General features: G+C 38.8%; 20 protein-coding genes and 1 tRNA gene. 13 read left to right on the forward strand and 8 right to left on the reverse strand.

Annotation, left to right across the window (positions count from 1 at the left end; all coding sequences use genetic code 11):
* Positions 1–66 precede the first annotated feature (66 nt).
* From gshB to H3V00_RS05840, 8 genes are all read left to right on the forward strand, one after another.
* Positions 67–1,038, forward strand: a complete 972-nt coding sequence (gene gshB, locus H3V00_RS05805; RefSeq protein WP_198206823.1) for a glutathione synthase — start codon at positions 67–69, stop codon at positions 1,036–1,038.
* Between the two features lie 50 nt (positions 1,039–1,088).
* Entirely contained in the window at positions 1,089–1,496 is a 408-nt protein-coding gene (locus tag H3V00_RS05810; RefSeq protein ID WP_198206822.1) for a diacylglycerol kinase, read from the forward strand.
* A 147-nt stretch (positions 1,497–1,643) separates the two neighbouring features.
* The gene (locus tag H3V00_RS05815; RefSeq protein WP_198206821.1) at positions 1,644–2,570 is read left to right on the forward strand and encodes an AEC family transporter; all 927 of its coding nucleotides are present in this window, start codon (positions 1,644–1,646) and stop codon (positions 2,568–2,570) included.
* A gap of 162 nt (positions 2,571–2,732) precedes the next feature.
* Positions 2,733–3,665: a DMT family transporter gene (locus H3V00_RS05820; RefSeq protein ID WP_198206820.1), complete on the forward strand. Its 933-nt coding sequence runs from the start codon at positions 2,733–2,735 to the stop codon at positions 3,663–3,665.
* Between the two features lie 27 nt (positions 3,666–3,692).
* Positions 3,693–4,610, forward strand: a complete 918-nt coding sequence (locus H3V00_RS05825; protein ID WP_198206819.1) for a LysR family transcriptional regulator — start codon at positions 3,693–3,695, stop codon at positions 4,608–4,610.
* 294 nt (positions 4,611–4,904) lie between these two features.
* The gene (dapF, locus tag H3V00_RS05830) at positions 4,905–5,762 is read left to right on the forward strand and encodes a diaminopimelate epimerase (RefSeq protein ID WP_084586417.1); all 858 of its coding nucleotides are present in this window, start codon (positions 4,905–4,907) and stop codon (positions 5,760–5,762) included.
* Entirely contained in the window at positions 5,759–6,412 is a 654-nt protein-coding gene (locus H3V00_RS05835) for a DUF484 family protein (RefSeq protein ID WP_198206818.1), read from the forward strand. The genes dapF and H3V00_RS05835 overlap by 4 nt, the downstream gene beginning before the upstream one ends.
* Positions 6,412–6,966, forward strand: a complete 555-nt coding sequence (locus tag H3V00_RS05840) for a hypothetical protein (RefSeq protein ID WP_025330963.1) — start codon at positions 6,412–6,414, stop codon at positions 6,964–6,966. The genes H3V00_RS05835 and H3V00_RS05840 overlap by 1 nt, the downstream gene beginning before the upstream one ends.
* Before the next feature lie 109 nt (positions 6,967–7,075).
* On the opposite strand, the gene H3V00_RS05845 is transcribed toward H3V00_RS05840, so the two are convergent.
* Complete coding sequence (locus H3V00_RS05845) at positions 7,076–7,291, reverse strand: hypothetical protein (protein ID WP_025330962.1); 216 nt, start codon at positions 7,289–7,291, stop codon at positions 7,076–7,078.
* A gap of 1,066 nt (positions 7,292–8,357) precedes the next feature.
* On the opposite strand from H3V00_RS05845, the gene H3V00_RS05850 reads away from it, so the two are divergent.
* A complete protein-coding gene (locus tag H3V00_RS05850) occupies positions 8,358–10,013 on the forward strand; it encodes an electron transfer flavoprotein-ubiquinone oxidoreductase (RefSeq protein ID WP_084550991.1) in 1,656 nt (551 codons plus the stop codon).
* Between the two features lie 77 nt (positions 10,014–10,090).
* Here the strand turns inward: H3V00_RS05850 and H3V00_RS05855 are convergent, their stop codons facing one another.
* Positions 10,091–10,342 carry a hypothetical protein gene (locus tag H3V00_RS05855; RefSeq protein ID WP_084563845.1) on the reverse strand — a complete coding sequence of 84 codons (252 nt, stop codon included), beginning with the start codon at positions 10,340–10,342 and terminating at the stop codon, positions 10,091–10,093.
* Between the two features lie 142 nt (positions 10,343–10,484).
* On the opposite strand from H3V00_RS05855, the gene H3V00_RS05860 reads away from it, so the two are divergent.
* The gene (locus H3V00_RS05860) at positions 10,485–11,420 is read left to right on the forward strand and encodes a hypothetical protein (RefSeq protein WP_198206817.1); all 936 of its coding nucleotides are present in this window, start codon (positions 10,485–10,487) and stop codon (positions 11,418–11,420) included.
* Positions 11,421–11,586: 166 nt separating this feature from the next.
* On the opposite strand, the gene H3V00_RS11655 is transcribed toward H3V00_RS05860, so the two are convergent.
* The 4 genes from H3V00_RS11655 to H3V00_RS05880 form a co-directional block, all read right to left on the reverse strand.
* Complete coding sequence (locus tag H3V00_RS11655) at positions 11,587–11,751, reverse strand: carboxymuconolactone decarboxylase family protein (RefSeq protein WP_198207157.1); 165 nt, start codon at positions 11,749–11,751, stop codon at positions 11,587–11,589.
* A complete protein-coding gene (locus H3V00_RS05870) occupies positions 11,688–11,918 on the reverse strand; it encodes a carboxymuconolactone decarboxylase family protein (protein WP_198206816.1) in 231 nt (76 codons plus the stop codon). Before H3V00_RS05870 ends, H3V00_RS11655 begins: the two co-directional genes overlap by 64 nt.
* Positions 11,919–12,017: 99 nt before the next feature.
* Positions 12,018–12,356 (reverse strand): sigma-70 family RNA polymerase sigma factor, encoded by a 339-nt coding sequence (locus H3V00_RS05875; protein WP_198207155.1) that lies wholly within the window; start codon positions 12,354–12,356, stop codon positions 12,018–12,020.
* Positions 12,344–12,532 (reverse strand): hypothetical protein, encoded by a 189-nt coding sequence (locus tag H3V00_RS05880; RefSeq protein ID WP_198206815.1) that lies wholly within the window; start codon positions 12,530–12,532, stop codon positions 12,344–12,346. The genes H3V00_RS05875 and H3V00_RS05880 overlap by 13 nt, the downstream gene beginning before the upstream one ends.
* Positions 12,533–13,103: 571 nt before the next feature.
* Here H3V00_RS05880 and H3V00_RS05885 point away from each other — a divergent pair.
* Positions 13,104–13,179: transfer RNA gene (locus tag H3V00_RS05885), tRNA-Thr, on the forward strand.
* A 287-nt stretch (positions 13,180–13,466) separates the two neighbouring features.
* On the opposite strand, the gene H3V00_RS05890 is transcribed toward H3V00_RS05885, so the two are convergent.
* The gene (locus tag H3V00_RS05890) at positions 13,467–14,444 is read right to left on the reverse strand and encodes a bile acid:sodium symporter family protein (RefSeq protein ID WP_198206814.1); all 978 of its coding nucleotides are present in this window, start codon (positions 14,442–14,444) and stop codon (positions 13,467–13,469) included.
* 303 nt (positions 14,445–14,747) lie between these two features.
* Positions 14,748–16,343 carry an inorganic phosphate transporter gene (locus H3V00_RS05895; protein ID WP_198206813.1) on the reverse strand — a complete coding sequence of 532 codons (1,596 nt, stop codon included), beginning with the start codon at positions 16,341–16,343 and terminating at the stop codon, positions 14,748–14,750.
* A gap of 117 nt (positions 16,344–16,460) precedes the next feature.
* Here H3V00_RS05895 and thiE point away from each other — a divergent pair, with 117 nt between their 5' ends.
* A complete protein-coding gene (gene thiE / locus H3V00_RS05900; RefSeq protein ID WP_100116510.1) occupies positions 16,461–17,087 on the forward strand; it encodes a thiamine phosphate synthase in 627 nt (208 codons plus the stop codon).
* Between the two features lie 214 nt (positions 17,088–17,301).
* On the forward strand, positions 17,302–18,309 hold the full coding sequence (hemH, locus tag H3V00_RS05905) for a ferrochelatase (RefSeq protein WP_198206812.1): 1,008 nt from the start codon (positions 17,302–17,304) through the stop codon (positions 18,307–18,309).
* Positions 18,310–18,327: the final 18 nt, after the last annotated feature.

Below are 18,327 nucleotides of genomic sequence, written 5' to 3' on the forward strand. Positions count from 1 at the left end.
TGTGGTAATTATCCGGACGGGAATAATTTTATCCTGGCCGGATAAAAATTCTAACAGGTAAATTCAATGAAAATCTTATTTATTGCAGACCCGATGGCGAGTTTCAAGACTTATAAAGATACGACTTATGCCATGATGCGCGAAATGTCTCAGCGGGGCTGGAAACTGTTTCATACCTTAGCCGGTGACTTGAGTGTGCAAAATGAGTATGTGACAGCAAAGGCAGATGAATTTGATTTTATTGGAGCAAAAGATAAATATGACCATGCATGGTTTAATGTTTTATCTCAGCAGCAATGTACCTTAAATAGTTTTGATGCAGTAATCATGCGTACAGATCCGCCTTTTGATATGCAGTATCTGTACGCTACTCATTTGCTGACACTGGCTGCTACTCAGGGTGCGCATGTATATAACAGTGGTCAGGCTATGCGTGATTTTAATGAAAAACTGGCTATTCTGAATTTTCCTGAGCTTACCGCACCAACTCTGGTTACTACCCGCGCTGCAGACATACGTGAATTTTTAACCCGGCATCATGACATTATTATTAAGCCTCTGGATGGTATGGGAGGAATGGGTATCTTTCGTCTGACGCTAAGTGATCCCAATATCGGCAGTATTTTGGAAATGCTGATGCATCTGGATAGTCGAACTACCATGGCACAACGTTATATTCCGGAAATTGTGCATGGTGATAAACGTATATTGGTTATTGGTGGAAAAGTCGTTCCGTATGCGTTGGCTCGTATTCCGCAGCAGGGTGAAACGCGCGGAAATCTGGCTGCCGGAGGAAAGGGTGTGGCTCAGCCATTGAGTCAACGAGATCAGCAGATTGCAGAAACACTTGCTCCGGAACTGGTACGCAGAGGGATTTTACTTGCCGGTCTGGATGTTATTGGTGATTACCTCACTGAAATTAATGTAACCAGCCCGACAGGTTTTCAGGAAATTACCAGTCAGACTGATTGTAATGTACCGGCACTTTTTGCTGATGCAGTGGAAGAAGCCTCCCGCTTATATGGCTCTCCGGTTTGATACTTAAAAACTCAATTAAAAATTCAATATAACAAGGATAATATTTGATCATGCCTGAAAATAATCAATCGTTTGCAACATCGATTAAAGGTAAAAAGGGCTTACGCCGTATATTCAATGCCTATGGTTATTCTCTGGCGGGTTTGAAGGCGGCTTGCAGTGAATCGGCTTTTCGCCAGCTGCTGGCATTAAATAGTGTATTGATTGTACTTGTATTTGTGCTGGATTTTGGTAGCCTGACACGAATGGTATTAATCATGGCATCGTTTTTAAGCTGGATTGTGGAATTATTTAATACTGCTATTGAAGCTGCAGTAGATCATACTTCGCTGGAAAAGCATCCTCTGGCAAAGCGAGCCAAAGATACAGCTTCAGCCGCTCAATTATTAACTATGTTATTGCTGGCTGTACTATGGTCAATGGCATTGTGGTGCGACTATTTTGTAAACTGGTTTTAAGTCATAATTAAATTTAGAATCAGGGCAGAATAATTACATAATAATGACAGCCTGATTCTAAAAAATATTGCCAAACTATTTACATTTTCTTCATATAGCAGAATATATACATATCTGGCAGATATACTGAGAAGGAAAGGGCAGACAATGCATTTTTTGCTGATTTTATTACCGGTGTTTGGTATTTTCGTCACTGGTTTTATCGCTCAGAAGACATTGAAATTTGATATTGCTGGTTTATCAAAAATGTCTTTGTATATTCTGTCTCCCTTTCTGGCTTTCAAAACTTTCTATAATCACCCGCTAACCAGTGCTTATGTTTATTATGCTTTCTATGTTCTGGCATTGTGTGTCGGGCTGATTGTACTGGTTTATCTCTGGTCGGCATTTTGTCATTATAAAAATCAGGATAATTGTGCTCTGATTCTGGCTTCATGCTTTATGAATAACGGTAATTATGGCACTCCGGTAATTCTGGTATTTTTTGGTAGTGCTGGTTTTGATATTGCTGTTATTCTGATGGTATTACAGCAATTTATTATGAGCACCATCGGCACTTATTATGCTGCTAAAGGCAGTAGTGATGTTGATGGTATTAGCCAGAATACCGTACTGAAAAAAGTCTTACGAATGCCGATTATTTATGGCGCATTGTTCGGATTAATATTTCAATTACTGCATATTCCTTTAAGTAAGGAAATTATGCTGGCAGTGGGCATGATCGGGGATTCATCTATTCCGGTAATTATGCTGATTCTGGGCATGCAGCTGGCTACATTGCATATCAGGCAGATTGAAACAGCCAAAATCAGTTTTGCGCTGGTTATCCGATTACTGATTTCACCTGTGTGGGCAATGCTGCTTGTATATTTTATGCCAATAGATCTGATGGCTAAAAAAGTGCTTATAGTGTTGGCGGCAATGCCTACCGCGGCTAACACTACATTACTGGCTGTCCAGTTCAATACCAGACCACAGCTTGTATCTACAGCTACCTTTATCAGCACGGTTTTAAGTTTAATTACTTTGCCTGTTGTTCTGATGCTGGTTCAGCCTCCGGTTATGCATTTATAAATAATATAAATAAAATTCTTACAAATGCTTCTGGTTGAGATATCTGTATTTAATAACAGTTATTACCTGATGTAATAACTGTTATTACGGCTGCTGTAATGCACTTTTACCTGAGAACTGCTATAAAAATAAAAAATTTAATACTGAATCAGGTTTAATGATATGAAAGTCAGTCAGCTGCAAAATTATAAAAGTATCTTGTATTTATTAATCACGGTTGCAGGCTGGGGAATTATGTATCCTGCCTCAAAACATGCTGTTTCTTCTGGTATTGATGGTTATTATCTTACCTGTATTCGCTATGTGCCTGGTGCCCTGCTGGTTAATCTGGTATTGATTATTCAGGAAGGAAAACAGAGTTTTCGAACAGAAAATAAAACTTTGCAGCTTTGGTTTTTCGGTAGTATCGGTTTTGCCGGATTGAATTTTTTTACATTTATCGGTATAGGATTCTCATCAGCCGAACATGCAACGATTATTCTGGCTTTAATGCCTTTATTATCCCTGATTTTATTTTCAATAATTCATCGCATTTTGCCGGATTTTCGCACAATCATCTGCATGCTATTGGCTTTTACTGGTATTGTTCTGGTTATTACCGATGGAAATTTTAGCCATTTACTTGCCTCATCAAGTTTTATCGGCGACATATTATTACTCACAGCAACTGTTTGCTGGGTAATATATACTTATTTTGCCAATACGATGATTTCAAAATATGATTGGAGTGCATTGCGTGTAACTGCTCTGAGCTCTTCATTAGGAATGTTAACCATCATAGCAATAACTATAATTGCGACTTTGCTGGGATATGCCGGCAGGCCGGAAATGAAAGCCATATTAGCAAGCAGGCTGGATATTTTTATACTGATTATCACTGCGCTGGTTATCATTAGCTGGAATGCCGGTATTAAAGGTCTGGGTGCAGTTAATGGTATTTTGTTTGTTAATCTGGTACCGGTTATTTCGTCTGTTATTGGAATTTTTCAGGGGCATAAAATTTCTGTAGTGGAAATGTGCGGTATGGCTATAACTTTGGTCGCGTTGGTGCTAAATAATATTTTTATGCGAAATAATCAACAGACTAATGATTAGATTCAAATGATTTAAAGCATTATCAGAATGAAAAAACGTTTAAAAAGCATGCATATAGCTAGTCTTGAATTGTTTTTGACGGCTGCTGAAAATGAAAATTTTTCTACAGCTGCACAATATCTGAATATTACACCGGCAGCAGTCAGTCGTTCAATTAAGCGGCTTGAGGAAAGAATAGGGGTTGAATTATTTAGTCGCAATACCCGTAAAACAAAATTAACGCCAGAAGGACGAATTTATTATACAAAATGTACTGAAGTTCTGGAGTCATTAATCAGTACCGAAAAGGCACTGAAAGTAAACAAAGAGGCAATTTCCGGTAAATTAAAAATAAGCGTTCCGGAAACTTTTTTTAATTATAAAATAATACCCTATGTAAAATGCTTTTGTGCACAGTATCCGCAGCTTAAGCTTGACTTTCATGTAACAAACCGCAATATTGACTTTGTAACTGAAACTTATGATGTTGCTGTAAGACTGATTCAGCCGGATACCAGACTGGAACCATTTTTAGTTAAAAGGAAATTATATTGTGCCACATCCGGTTTGTTTGCCAGTCCTGAATATTTGTCTGAGAATAATATAATATATGAACCGGCTGATATTCAAAATCATAAGTGTATCAATTTCAGTATCAGCCAGAATAATAAAAAATTTTCATGGAAATATATAGATAAAAGCACAGCACACAGTAATGGAACTGATCAGATACACGTATTTGACAGTATGCTGGCAACAAAATTTCTGGCCATTAATGGCAATGGTATTGTTCAGCTTTTTCGATTTGCTGTTCAGGAAGAGTTACAATCCGGCAGGCTGGTCGAAATATTACCGGAATGTTCTCAGGATAATCAATGGGAGTTTTGTTTTCTTTATTCGCAAAGCAATAAAAATTCGGCAAAACTACGGGTTTTTATTGATTATTTCAGTAAACAAATAAAATAATCAGTTTTTCTGCATAATTTATATAAACAGATTTATTTATCTGGATAGGTTCTGTTTGATAAATTGACAAAATCTTTTGCTGCTGTTTTCTCTTGCCGGCAAAATAATCGGGCTATTCAGGTTAATTGTAAATAAAATAGCTGGTTTAGTGATCATTAACGCCTGTTTTCAAGATAATTGTATTTTTTCCGGATAAAGATATTTGCTAATTAGTACAGTGCAGAACTTATCGTTACGGTGATAAATCGGTATCATAGCTGCTTAAACCAGTTGTGATGACAGACTGAATGGCATATGACTAAACTAAAATTTACTAAAATGCATGGTTTGGGTAATGATTTCATGGTGATAGACGGAATTAGCCAGAAATTTTATCCGGATACAGCACCAATCGCTGCATGGGCTCAGCGCCATACAGGGGTGGGATTTGATCAGCTTCTGCTCATTGAAGCACCGCAGACACCGAACGCTGATTTTCGTTATCGTATTTTTAATGCAGATGGCTCCGAAGTAGAGCAATGTGGTAATGGTGCACGCTGCTTCGCCCGTTTTGTTTATGATAAAGGATTAACCAGCAAAAAACAGATTGTGGTAGAAACTGCCGGCGGAATAATTGTGCCGCGATTGAATGAAGATGGGCTGGTAACAGTGGATATGGGTATACCGCTGTTTGCACCGGAACAGATTCCGTTTGCGGCTATTGATGAAAATGATGCCAAGAGTATCAGCCATGAACTGGTTGTCGGAGCTGATACCGTTAGTGTGACCTGTATCAATATGGGTAATCCGCATGCAGTGGTGGTTGTAGAAGATATTAATCATGCGCCCGTGCACCGGCTTGGTGCAGCCATTGAAAGTCACAGACAGTTTCCTCAGCGGGTTAATGTCGGATTTATGCAGATAAAAGCGCCACGAGAGATTTATTTGCGTGTGTTTGAACGAGGTGTCGGAGAAACACAGGCTTGCGGTACCGGTGCCTGTGCTGCGGTTGTAGCGGGAATCAGTCTGGGCTTACTGGGTGATGATAAACCGGTACAAGTGAATTTACCTGGCGGGCAGCTATCAATAAGCTGGCAGCAGAAACCTGATGCGCATGTCTGGATGACCGGGCCGGCAGAGACTGTATTTGAAGGAGAGATAAATTACTTATGAGTATTAAGGAAGCTGAAGTACTAAAATTTTTACATGCACAGCCACAGTGGTTATACGAACATGCTGCTGAATTTAATCTGCGCCCGATTGAAAGCAAAATATTGTCATTTCAACAGGGCAAAATGCAGGTAATGCAGCAAAAAACTGAAAAAATGGCCTCACAGCTTATTCAAATGCTGGGCGATGCTGATGCTAACCATACATTAATGGCCAAATTTATGGCGTTTACTCAGCGTCTGCTTATCGTCAATACTCTGGCACAATGGCAGCGAGCCATCAGCGATGGATTAAACAATGAATTTACTTTACCTTATCATGCACTAATCATCACTGCAGATATTCCTAAAAACGTTCGTGTACCTGTAAATTTACATGTGAATGAGAAATTTAAGGTTATTGGTAAAAAATTAACTGCTCCTGCTTGTGGCGGTTTACCGGTTGCTGCTTTACTGGAATTATTGCCTGAACAACCGCGACTGGAAAGTTTTTTGCAATTACCTTTACGCTGGAAAGAACAGACGCTGGCTATTCTGGTAATTGGGCATGAAGATGAAGCACATTTTTCCCCTGATATGTCTACTGAATGGGTCGCAGCTATAGCTGATAATATGGCGGCTGTGCTTGCACGTTTGCTGAAACTGGTGCGTTAATGGGTACGCTAATCAGTTATGCAGTTGTATTGGTATATACAGGAGTATTTGTCTGGCAATGCTATAAATACCGTATTTATGGCTGGCTGGTTGTTTCACTGGTACTCTGGATAATTCTGGCCGCAATGAGTAGCCTGATATTACCGGGTATTGCTGATTTATTTAAGCCACTAAATCTGTATTTGATGCCAGTGTATATCTTACTCGGTTCATGTTTTGCTCTGCATCGGCGCGATCAGCTGAAACAAAGTGCATATTTAACTGCGTTGCTGTATGGTGGCTGGTTGCAGTTTAGTGCCTTGGTTGTTTGTTTGGTTTTGGTATTATGCTTAGTGAAAAATGTTATCCTGCAAATTCCATTACTGGTCACTTTATTCCAGATGTTTGTCTGGCAACCGGTTTTCTGGATAGGAAGTCAGTGGATAATAATGCTTCTGCTATTTTTACGCAGTACAGAAACTGAAAAACCTCTCTGGAGTGTACGAACTGTATTATTTTTCTGTTTATTTGAACAGTTGTTATATTTGATGATGAGTTTCAGAGGCAAACTGTAAAAAAATTTTAATCAATACAGGTTGCTTGAATAATTTTATTATATTACTCGATACGATTAAGCAACAAAAAAGCCAGACTTTCCAGTCTGGCTTTTTTGATTTCTTGTGCTTAGTTAGAAGCAGCAGAAGCTTCAGAAGCTACAGCAGGAGCAGAAACTTCAGATGCCGGAGCTGGAGCAGGTTCAGAAGCCGGAGCTGCTTCAGAAGCTGTAGCAGGAGCAGAAACTTCAGATGCAGCAGACGCAGCCGGAGTTTCATTTTTATCATTGCAGGCAGCCAAGAACAAAGACATCAGAGCTGCAGCAACTAATAAAGATTTTTTCATGATTATGTACCTTAACTTGTATCAAAAAGTATTACTTTAGTGATGGAAATCCAGTTTTTGCACACTATATCATTCGTCAATAAACAGCTATAGTGCGCATAACTTGTGCAAAGCGAATTATGCCCCGCCTTGCAAACTAATGCAATCAGCCAAGTGTGTATTTTCGTTAAATAAGTAGTTTCTTTGATACATGTATATAGTCTATATAGTCGAAAACATGGATTGATAGTGTATTTACTTCTACCCGCGCCCATAGAAAGGTGTTGTAATTTAAAATATAAAGTATTGATAAATTTTAATAAAAATAAATATTAAGCAACAATATTGTTATTAAAAAGTAATTATGTGATTAAATTATTAGTAATCGAAAAAGTTGCTTTTTTACAACAAATTTACATGTTTGTTGTTTTATATACTCAATATCTGATTAGCATTTACTAACAGTGGTGATATTTGATGAAAAGTAATAGAAAAAATCAGCTATATTTTACTGATGGGTTTAATTTATACATAACTATATAATATATATATTTTTTATTTAAATATAAATTATTAATATCGTTGTGACTGTAATTCTACGATGGATAATTTACATAGATTGTTGAAGAGCATATCTGATAACAGATATATTTTGTTTCTTTCTTGAAGGCTTGAAGGGCTGATTAATTTCTTGCTGTTATATTTATAGTTTTTACGGTTTTTATTGTGAAGTATTAATAGTTAGCAATGATGCAAGTCGTTTAAACTTTTTTAAGTAGAGTGAAAAACGGCTCCAAATCAACAAAATTTACATTAAATACTTTTATAAGATAGTGGTAATTACGGGTAAGTTTAATTTACCTGCTTTCATCAATATTTATTATTTGATCAAAAGTGTTCGAAATTAATTCTATATATAATATTTTATCTGTTTGATTACTAAATTAATATATAAATTCGTTAATCAGTGTAGTCGATATATCCAGTCATTGTTCGATATAATGCCAGTTTTTATTATACGGTATATATATATTGTTTATGTCTGCCGTAGATTTAGTTATTATTGTTTCAATGCAGGAAATCGACCATGACAGAATCCATAGAACGTGAAAGCATGCATTATGATGTTGTGATTGTTGGTGCCGGACCGTCTGGATTAGCTGCTTCCATACGATTAAAACAACTTGCAGCTAAAGAGCAACGTGACATTAGTGTATGCATTGTCGATAAAGGTTCTGAAGTGGGGGCGCATATTCTTTCAGGAGCCGTCATTGACCCGCGTTCATTATCTGAACTGATTGAAAACTGGCAAGAAAAAGGCGCACCTTTAAGCTGTGCAGTTAAAGAAGACCGGCTGCTGTTTCTGACTGAAAAAAAAGCTTATCGTTTACTTACTCCGTCCAGCTTTAATAATCATGGTAATTATATTATTAGTCTGGGGTTGTTTTGTCGCTGGCTGGCTCAGCAGGCTGAGGAAATGGGGGTAGAGATTTATCCCGGTTTTGCTGCTGCAGAAGTTCTTTATCATCCTGATGGTTCCGTACGCGGAATTGCTACCGGTGATATGGGACTGAATAAAGACGGACAACCGGGAAGTAATTATCAGCAGGGTATGGCGTTACTGGCAAAACAAACTATATTTGCTGAAGGATGTCGGGGCTCGCTTACCAAAACTTTAATTCGGCAGTTTCAGCTGGATAAAGATTGTCAGAATCAGACTTATGGAATTGGTATCAAAGAATTGTGGTCTGTTGCCCCGGAAAAATCCAAACCGGGCACCGTCATTCATTCAATTGGCTGGCCGCTAGACCGGAAAACTTATGGTGGTTCATTTCTTTATCACTTAAATGATAATAAAGTTGCTGTTGGGTTTGTGGTCGGACTGGATTATCAGAATCCGTATATGTCACCATTTTCTGAAATGCAGCGCTATAAAACCCATCCGGCTATCCGGGAGGTGCTTGAGGGTGGTACCCGTATTGCTTATGGGGCACGTGCATTAAGCGAAGGTGGATTGCAAAGTTTGCCTAAACTGACTTTTCCGGGTGGTTTGCTTGTCGGTGATACTGCCGGTTTTCTGAATGTTCCCCGAATCAAAGGCATTCATGCTGCAATGAAGTCAGGTATGCTGGCAGCAGAAGCTATTGCTGAGGTGTTAAAAGAGGAACATGTCAGTGATAATAGTAATACTGAAGCAGTGAAATATAGTGAATTGTTTCGAGACAGTTGGCTGTATCATGAGTTACATAAAGTACGAAACATCCGGCCGTCATTTAAATGGGGGCTGTTTGGCGGTCTGGCCTATAGCGGACTTGAAGAATATATTTTCAGAGGTAAGGCACCGTGGACGCTACGTCATCAAAGTCCGGATTATGCATCTTTACGAAAAGCACAAGAATGCCGGCCTATTGATTATCCCAAAGCCGATGGTAAATTAACCTTTGACCGTACGAGTAGTGTTTATCTTGCCAGTATCAGCCATGATGAGAATCAACCCGTACATTTAAAATTGAATAATCCTGAGCTGGCGATATCTGTCAATTATCGTGAATATGGCAGTCCGGAAACACGCTATTGTCCGGCTGGTGTTTATGAAATTGTAGATCAGGCCGGTGAACCGCATTTACAGATTAATGCGCAAAACTGCGTGCATTGCAAAACCTGTGATATTAAAGATCCTGAGCAGAATATTAACTGGGTTTGTCCTGAGGGTGGAAGCGGACCCAATTATGCAGAGATGTAAGAAAATAATAATTTATTTTAACTGAATCTATTTAATTAAACAGGCTGGCAATTATACTATTGCCAGCCTGTTTAGGTTTAATGTTCACGTTCGTGAAAAAATGCATAAGTGGCATCGTGAAATAATTCTACTTGCGGATTTTCCTCATACTGTAATTCCGCAATTTCATTATCAAAAGCCGCGCGTATGGATTCAGTAGCCAACTCAGCTATGTCTGCAGGCAGCGCACGCAGCAGACCTTTTATTGCGGTGGCCAGCACCCGGTTTTGCATCATCAGAACCTCGTTGCTTTCTTCCAGAAACTCTATTCGCTGCTCAATGGTACTCATGCGTTATTCCTAATTTAATTGAACACTATGTAGTTTATTTTAGCATTTTCACCTATAAAAGTTGCTATAATTACTCAGCTATAGCTTACATAAAAATATGCATAGCCAGTTAAAATATACCGGACTGATCGGAAGTGGGGGCATGGTGAAAAATCAGTATGAACAACAAAATCAATTTGTTTTTACTTTGAGTGATGATCTGCCTGAACAGCAATCTGTCGCTAATCCAACTGTCAGCCCTGCAAAAATGGCTACAGAGACTATGCCCGAATGGGAGCGAAGTCTTGAGCAGTTGCGCCAGCACAAAAAAAAGCAAGATAGCCGGTCAAACCATCAGGAAGAAGTCATATCAGATGCACCGCCGTTATCTATACCTAAAACCAGAAGACGCCCGCATGATTTCAATGTGCCTCCGATAGTTACCAATACGATAAAAAATCGCGGCAGACAACCTGAGCCAGAGCTTAAAACGGTATCTACATCCCAGCCTGCTGAAGTTTTACTTGATCCAGTACAGCGTGAGCGGGTTTATCGGGCTTATCTGAAACAATGGCAGCAGCAAAGCACACTAGAAGCGCAAAAGCAGGAATCTGCATTAAATGATACAGCCTTGCTTATTCAGGAAGACTGGCTGGCTGCACAAAACTGTTTACAAAGCGCTCCTGTTGATGAAAATCTGCCTTCAAACTGTACTATCCAGCTAAAAGGCAAACAGTCTACTGTTATACCAACAGAAGTAAGCCGGCAGAAAACAGAAGATGAGCTTTCTGCTACCAGCGATAATGGACAGCCAATCATTCATGTACATATGCATGTCATAGAACCGCGTGGTACAGCTAACAGGGCAGTAACCTGTATTTCCGAGCAGGCTTTACTGCAACAGTTAACTGAAAAATTACGTCCGCATCTTACAGATGTATTAGCCGGTATGGTTCGTGTTGCAGTACAAAAGCATACAGCCGGTCTGGTAACCACATTACAGCGTGAATTAATGGCTGAAGTACCCGGAGCAGTAGAGGATGTACTGCAGCATAATCTGACACAGGTTATGAATAATTTTAAGAAAAAACAACGCTAAATCAGGTCTTGCTTTAATGTAATATTTATCGATAATGCAACTGAGTACACTAGCCATTCAAGTGTACTCAGTTTAATAAAGTAGTTAGAAATCCAGAAAATTTAAAGAATTGCACCTACAAAGTATATACATAAGTATTTATTACTGTTTTACTAAATCAACTATTTTATTGCTCAAATAAACGCATTGCCAGCAAACCATGTACCATGGTTGCGCCTGCTTTTACAGAAGCTGAAATTGAAATTAATTCTGCTAATTCTTCTTCACTTACTCCTGCTTGTTTTGCTCCTTTAATATGAACATCAATACAATATGCGCATTGTGTAGTGATGCTACGGCTAAAGCAATTAACTCTCTTGTTTTTATCGGAATATTTCCTTCTCTGCGTTTGATGGTTTTATGGTCAAAATCTATAAATGCCTGTGTTTCTTCGGGTGCATATTTTAATAATGCAGCAGTGTATTTAAAATCATTGCTTGATTGATATTGATTAGTCATTTTATCTACCAGTTTAAATTTAAAACTAACATTCCTGATAAATTCTCTGCGAAAAGAACAAAGCTATTATGTTGTCTATAAATTATTGAATTTAAATTTTTATAAATTAATTTTTTCTTTTACCATTAATCTGGCACGGTGTAAGCGACTTTTAACTGCCTCAACTGTGATGCCAAGCTTTTCAGCAACTTCCGGCGTGGAGTACTCCTGAATATCTCGCAAAATCAACACCTGCCGGTAAATCAAAGGTAAAGAAATAATTGCATTAGTTAGATCTATTTTAAGATCGATATCTGCAGAAGATGCAGACAGCTTATCAATATCTGCCCGGGTTTCAATGTTTTTGGATTGTCTGACTTTAAATAAACAATAACATTCTCGTTCTATAATTCGAAATAACCAACTTGTAAAAGAAGAGATAGTTTTCAGCGTACCGATTTTTTATGTAATTGCCATAATGTGAATTGCACAGCATCTTCAACATCTTCTGTTGTGGAACAAGTTCGTCTGTCAAATCTTCTGATGTCTGACTGACATACTAACAATAACTGATTAAGTGCATGTGCATCACCCAGACAGGCACATTTAATGAGTTGCTCTCTGTTTTGCTTCATTTTTTATCCATTGCATCCGGCTTAAAATTAATGCTGAACAAGCCTGAATGAATAAATATCTATTGTTATCAACACATCTATATAGAGTGCTAAATATACACAATGGATTCAAAATATTTGATTAAATTTGTAGAACAAAGTTTATTAGTCAGACTGAATTGAAAAAATCTAATATTGAATGAACATTGATTATTAAAATTTTTTTATAAATATCTGATTAAAAATAAATCTAAGAGAAGATAATTGATTATGTGGTTTGACTGAAATATGGTTAATATTAATTTTTGAATCTTCTATTAATTTTGAGATAAAAAAATTAATCTCGAAGAAGAAAATAAAATATAAATTATTTTAGATAAAATCTGAATATTTTTAATATTCAATTCAATTATTAAAAGCCCGATTAAAAATTTCAGGTATAAAGCGCAGAAATAACTTAAGGCTCAATTAAACAGATATTATATTTATGAGCAAAACTATTATATTAACAAATAAATAAAATTGGATAGCAATGGTGAGTATAGAGCGATTATGCTATACTGCGCGCCATTCAGAGTATTCTGAATTGGAAGCCAGTATAGCTCAGTTGGTAGAGCAGCGCACTCGTAACGCGAAGGTCGTAGGTTCGATTCCTATTACTGGCACCATAAGATAAAATCAATTAGTTACAAATATTTTATCACTAACTCGTGACTACCAGTCTATTCACAGCAGCTACTTTTAAACCTAATTGTTTCAGCTTATGGTATATCTATATTTTTGATTTATGTCATTGTATCAAAATCAAGTAAATACCATATTTGCAGCATTATTGAGTGATTTGATGTAAATAGATTAAGTGCCAGCAAATCTTATTGCTGGCACTATGATACAGAGATTATAAAAAACCAAATAGCAAGCCTTATTAGAAATAAAACCTACACTCGAAGGTAATCTATTCCGTTTTATTCAAACGTGCATAGCGTTGTGCCAGTACTGCACAGATCATTAGTTGTAACTGATGAAAAATCATCAGTGGTAATAACATAATGCCTACTATGCTGGCAGGAAAGAGTACATTGGCCATGGGTACGCCATTTGCCAGACTTTTCTTGGAGCCGCAAAAGACAATAGTAATTTCATCAGCACGGTTAAAGCCCAATGAACGGGCAACCAGTGTATTAATGCTGATAACCAGAAACAGAATCAACAGACTCAGAATCACAATCATACCAATTGAGCCTAGATTAACTTTGTGCCATAGTCCTTCAACAACAGCATCACTGAATGCTACATAAACGACTAAAAGAATCGAGCCCCGGTCAGTACGGTTTATCCATACTTTATGTTTATGAATCCGATTTGCAATTAATGGCCTGGCCAGATGGCCTAAAACAAATGGCAGCATTAGTTGTAATAAAATCGATTCGATAGCAGCTGTTGTGTCGACACTATTGCCACTGGTGGGCATCATTAGACCAACCAGTACAGGTGACAGGAAAACGCCCAGAATGCTGGAAGCAGATGCACTACATACTGCTGCTGCAACATTTCCGCCGGCAACAGAAGTAAAAGCAATTGCGGACTGTACTGTAGCCGGTAATGCGCACAAATACAGAAAGCCCAGATACAGTTCGGGAGAGAGCCAGTGGGGAACCAGAATACGCAAACCTAAACCGATTAGCGGAAATAAAATAAATGTGCTGCAAAATACAACTAAATGTAATCGCCAGTGTCTGATACCTTCTGTAATCGCCTGCCGTGATAGCTTTGCACCATGCATAAAAAATAGTAAGGCAATGGCAACTGTGGTCAGATAGCTAAAGAATGTTTTTGTGCTGCCCTGACAAGGCAAAACAGTAGCTGTACCTACAACAGTCAGCATTGCCAGCAAAAAGGGATCTATATAAAATTTTTTAAGCAGGTTATTCATTGGCAACAACCAGTTTGTGCTGAGTTTGTGACAAAAGTCATCATTTTAGCTTAAATGGTTGAATAAAAAACAGCCAGCGACTAAGTTAAAAAGATTTAATCTGATTTTAAAATTACTTTGTAAATTTAAGAAATACGGAAAAATAGTATTGAACTAAATTTAATACCGACTATTTGTAGTGTCATTCAAATCAGGGTTAAATTTATTCTATAAAATCTTTGAAAATTTACTTTAGACAATCGCTTTAGTCATAATAAAACCGGATAAGCATATTTATCCGGTTTTATTAAGATAATTGTTAATTTAAAAAAATGAATTGAGTCCCAAAAATATCAATACAGATAAAACTGCAGCAGAGGGCAGGGTTATCACCCAGGCCAGTGCAATTGGTTTCATCAATTTCCAGTTAGCATTACGATTAACCAGTCCGATACCCAGAACGGCACCAACCAGAATATGTGTACTGGATACCGGCAGCCCCATCAGTGTAGCCAGCATCACAATAGCTGCAGAGGAAAGCTCTGCTGTGAAGCCGGATGCAGGATGCATTTTGGCCAGATTGGTACCAACAGTCTGGATGACTTCTTTGCCGATAAACCATAAACCAACAATCAGTGCCACACCAAATGTTATCATCACTGGTGCCGGAATCATGGCATTGGCATCTATACCAATATCACCGGTACGGATAATATCCATAATGGCGGCAAACGGGCCAACTGCATTGGAAATATCATTAGCGCCGTGACTAAAAGCAAAGCCGGCAGCAGTAAATACCTGCATCCAGCTGAACATCAGAAAGGTTGATTTGCTTAAATCTTTGCGCCTTAAGGTTTTGGCGTAAATGAATGTGGCCATCCAGATTAGCGCGCCAATCATGATGATTAACAGGAAATTGGTAATAACAGATAAACCAAGATGCAGATTAGTCAGTCCTTTAAATAACATCATAGCGGTAATCATCATGCCACCACAGGCTGAAATTAAGGGTACCCAGCTATGCAGTGCCTTAAATGCGTCGATGTTATTTTTACGGCTTTCAATATCTGCCAGGCCTTTATAGTAATCTGATTCGAGCTCTTCGACGCTATAATCAGGATCACTGTAATTTTCGGCGTCACGGGCTATAGCAGAGGAAATGCGAATTTTTTCGGTTTCACTTAGTTTTTCAAACCAGATTTTGTGTTTTTCTTTATATGCTTTTTTTTCCTGCTTAATTTCTTTTAAAGCTATAACCATCCGGTCATTGTAGTCCAGTACATGCTTTTTTATCTGGCTGAACAGGATATAAGAAAACGCACCTCCTAAAACAGGTGAGATAACCCAGGACAGACCAATTTCTGCCATTTTGTTCCATTGGATTAAATCTAAAGCGCTGCCATTACCGGTTATCAAATACCCCAGACACAATCCGCCACCCACCAGTCCGCCTATCAGCGAGTGTGTTGTTGAAACCGGTAAACCTTTTTTGGAGGCAATTAACAGCCAGATTGCCGCAGCCAGTAATGCTGCCAGCATGACATTAATACATTGTGAAGGTGTTAAATGCATGGCACCAAGGTCTATAATGCCGTGACGAATTGTTTTTGTTACTTCGCCGCCGGCAATAACCGCACCAGAAACCTCAAAAACAGCCGCTATACCCAATGCCTGCGGTATTGTAAGGGTTCCGGCGCCTACACTGGTACCAAAGGAGTTGGCAACGTCATTGCCACCGATGTTAAATGCCATGAAGGCGCCAAACAGAGTGGCAATAACAAATAATAATGGAGAATGATGGTTGGTATATCCAAGCCCCCAATAAATAAAGTATGCAATTGTGCCGAATAATAATGCAGCAAAAGTATAATTAACCCGGGTGATCAGGGGAGAGCGAACAGAGGATGTGTCTGAGGCCATAATATATTTTTAAAAGTGGAAAATTCAGTACAGACATCTGCAAACATTATTGTGTATATGCAGTGCTGCGTGAAAAAACTATCATTATAAAGATTTTTATTTCAAAAGGAATATTTTATGTATGCAAATTCGTTTTTACCTATAGTTGCTCCGCTGAAATTCTATACTGTTGTTCCTACTGCGGATTGGGTAGCGCGGATGGTCGATGCAGGAGCGAATACTGTGCAGCTGCGTAATAAAACTCAGATTGGTTCAGCATTGTACCGTGAAATTCAACGCAGTGTCGCTTATGCAAAAGATACACCTACACAACTATTTATCAATGATTTCTGGTGGGAAGCCGTAGATTGCGGTGCCTATGGAGTGCATCTTGGACAGGAAGATCTGGACAGTGCTGATTTAGTGATGATTCAGAATTCAGGCTTAAGGCTGGGGGTAAGTACACATTCGCCAGCAGAACTGAGTAAAGCATTAGCAGTTAAACCAAGCTATGTAGCCTGCGGGGCAATTTTTCCTACTACAACCAAAACTATGCCTACTGAACCTCAGGGATTGGACAAATTAAAGCAATACGTGATTCAAGCCGGAAATACACCTACAGTTGCTATTGGTGGAATTGATTTAAATAATGCACGCGATGTACTGGCTACCGGCGTAAGCTCTCTGGCTGTAGTTCGTGCTGTTACTGAATCAGCTGATCCTGAAAAAGTAGTAAAAGACTTTCAGGCGCTTTGGGATAAATAAAGATTTACCAGTCTTTTGTAAACTAAAGTAGTTTTATCAGGGTGAGCAGGGGATTAGGTTAAGCACAGATAATCGCTGCATCAGGTCTGTTGCAGAGGTAATGCCTGATGTCAGTAAAGTATATAACTGGTGAAATTGCTAACAAGCAGAAGATATAGGCTATACTCGCAGTACTTTTATCTGATTGACTGATAATTGATTGCTGCCAAATATTATGTCAAAAATTTTTCTTTCTGAACCAAAAACTTCTAAACCGGCAATTGGTGTTTTATTGCTGAATCTCGGTACACCTGCTGCACCTGAACCTCAGGCTGTACGCCCGTATTTACGCGAATTTTTATCCGACCAGCGTGTAGTCGAATTACCGCGTTTTTTATGGCAGTTAATATTACGCGGGATTATTTTGCCTGTTCGCGGGCGTAAAAGTGCCCACGCGTACAGCACCATCTGGCAGGAGGCTGGTTCTCCTTTATTAATCGGAACACAACTACTTAGTGCTTCTTTAGCCAGTGCTATGCCAGACGGTGTTATTACCCGTTTTGCTATGACCTACGGACAGCCCAGCGTAATTGATGTTATGCAGGAAATGAAACAGCTTGGTGTGCAGAATTTGCTGGTGTTGCCGTTGTATCCGCAATATGCGGGTTCCAGTAGTGGTGCTGCACTGGATCAGGTATGGCGGGTGATGCTTAAGCAACGTGTACAAATGGCAGTACGAAGTATCACAGGCTTTTATGCAGATAACAATTATATAAAAACACTGGCCAGACATATTCAGACATACTGGCAAAAGCATGGCAGAGGACAGTGTTTATTAATAAGCTTTCATGGTATACCAGAGGCTCAGCATCAGGCTGGCGATAGTTATGTTGAGCATTGTAAAACCACGACCTGTTTACTTACTGAAGAGCTTGGGCTGCAATCAGATGAATATCGGCTGGCATTTCAGAGCCGTTTTGGCTATGCACCCTGGGTCGGACCAAGTACTCAGGATTTGCTTATCCAGCTTCCTCAGGCCGGAATCAGTAGACTTGATGTCGTATGTCCGGGTTTTGTTACTGATTGTCTGGAAACACTTGAAGAAATCAATATTCGTGGTAAAGCAGACTTTCTGGCGCATGGCGGAAAACAGTTTCAGTATATTCCCTGTATGAATAGTGAGCATGAATGGGTTGAAATACTGGCTCCGCTTGTGACGCAGCATTTACAAGGCTGGCTGTAAATTACACAAATATAGAAA

The organism is Snodgrassella sp. W6238H11 (genome assembly GCF_016100525.1).
In the GTDB taxonomy this organism is placed as follows: domain Bacteria; phylum Pseudomonadota; class Gammaproteobacteria; order Burkholderiales; family Neisseriaceae; genus Snodgrassella; species Snodgrassella alvi.